Origin of the sequence: Streptomyces sp. NPDC002130, assembly GCF_040296465.1 — a bacterium.
Lineage (GTDB): Bacteria > Actinomycetota > Actinomycetes > Streptomycetales > Streptomycetaceae > Streptomyces.
Map to the genome: position 1 here is coordinate 1 of NZ_JBEOXI010001296.1, position 1,018 is coordinate 1,018.

The following is a 1,018-nucleotide window of genomic DNA, read 5'->3' on the forward strand; positions in this document are numbered from 1 at the left end:
AGGTCAAGTACGCCCGGATCGCCGACACCGTCAACACGCTGTCCGGCGGCAACCAGCAGAAGGTCGTGCTCGCCAAATGGCTGGCCACCGGCCCACCTGTTCCCAGCGCCAGCAGCAGAACCAATCCACCTGCTGCGAGCAACCCGGTGTTCACGCCACTCTCACCAGCGCCACCACCCGAGTTGATCGTCCCGCCCTGAGGAGCAGACGGCTTCGGCTGACCCGGCTGACCCGGGTTTGCTGTCGGCGGCTTCGGCTGTCCCGGAACCGTGCTCGGAACCGGCTGACCCGGAACCGTCGGCGGTACGACGATCGGAGGCACAACGACGATCGGGGGAATGATGATCGTCGGTGTAACCGGCACCGTCGTGTTCGGAACCGTCGTGGTCGGCGGAACTGTCGTGACCGGCGTCGTGGTCGTCGGCGGCGTAGTTGTCGTCACGCCACACGGATCCACTATCTCTTCCGCGACAACTTCTTCTGTCGTGGTCTCCTCTGTGGTGGTCTCCTCCGTAGTGGTGGATTCCTCCGTACCGGTCACATCGGCGTCTCCGGCAGTGATCGCGCTAGCCGTCGTGGTCGCAGCCGTTGTGGACGGAACCATCCGCGTGGTCGTCGTCGGAGGAACACAGGGCTCCGTCGTGACCGGAGGCACCGTGGTGGTGGTCTCCGGCGGGTCCACCGGGTGTTCGGTGCAGAGAGCATCGCCCGGAACACAGTCCACCGGCGGGTTCTCGCCACCAACCACCAGGTAGTTGTTCAGGACTCCCGGAGTGAATCCGGGACCCGACAACGTTCCGATCTCAGGATTGACCTTGACGGTGTACGTCACCGTCGCGCTCTCACCCTTGGCCAGCTTTCCGGTGACCGTGAAGACGTTGTCGACGACACCCGAAACAACCAGCGTGGAAGTGGTTGCCGGAGCCTCGCGCCGCCCACACAGAAGAGGCAGCACCCTGACTACGTTCCGAGAGCTCGGAATCCTCCCCGAGACCGCCGAAGCCCTTGAAGCCGTCGG

Annotated in this window: 2 protein-coding genes and 1 pseudogene; 2 read left to right on the plus strand and 1 reads right to left on the minus strand. The window is 64.6% G+C overall.

Features of this window, described 5'->3' with window-relative positions:
* Together ABT116_RS50405 and ABT116_RS50410 are read left to right on the plus strand one after the other, a co-directional pair.
* Window positions 1–200: hypothetical protein (locus ABT116_RS50405; protein ID WP_351648592.1), on the plus strand; the 200-nt coding region annotated here is incomplete at its 5' end.
* 138 nt (window positions 201–338) lie between these two features.
* The gene (locus ABT116_RS50410; RefSeq protein ID WP_351648588.1) at window positions 339–755 is read left to right on the plus strand and encodes a hypothetical protein; all 417 of its coding nucleotides are present in this window, start codon (window positions 339–341) and stop codon (window positions 753–755) included.
* On the opposite strand, the pseudogene ABT116_RS51315 reads toward ABT116_RS50410, so the two are convergent.
* Window positions 740–943 (minus strand): annotated as a pseudogene (locus tag ABT116_RS51315) (hypothetical protein); the annotation flags it as partial. The gene ABT116_RS50410 and the pseudogene ABT116_RS51315 overlap by 16 nt on opposite strands.
* Window positions 944–1,018: the final 75 nt, after the last annotated feature.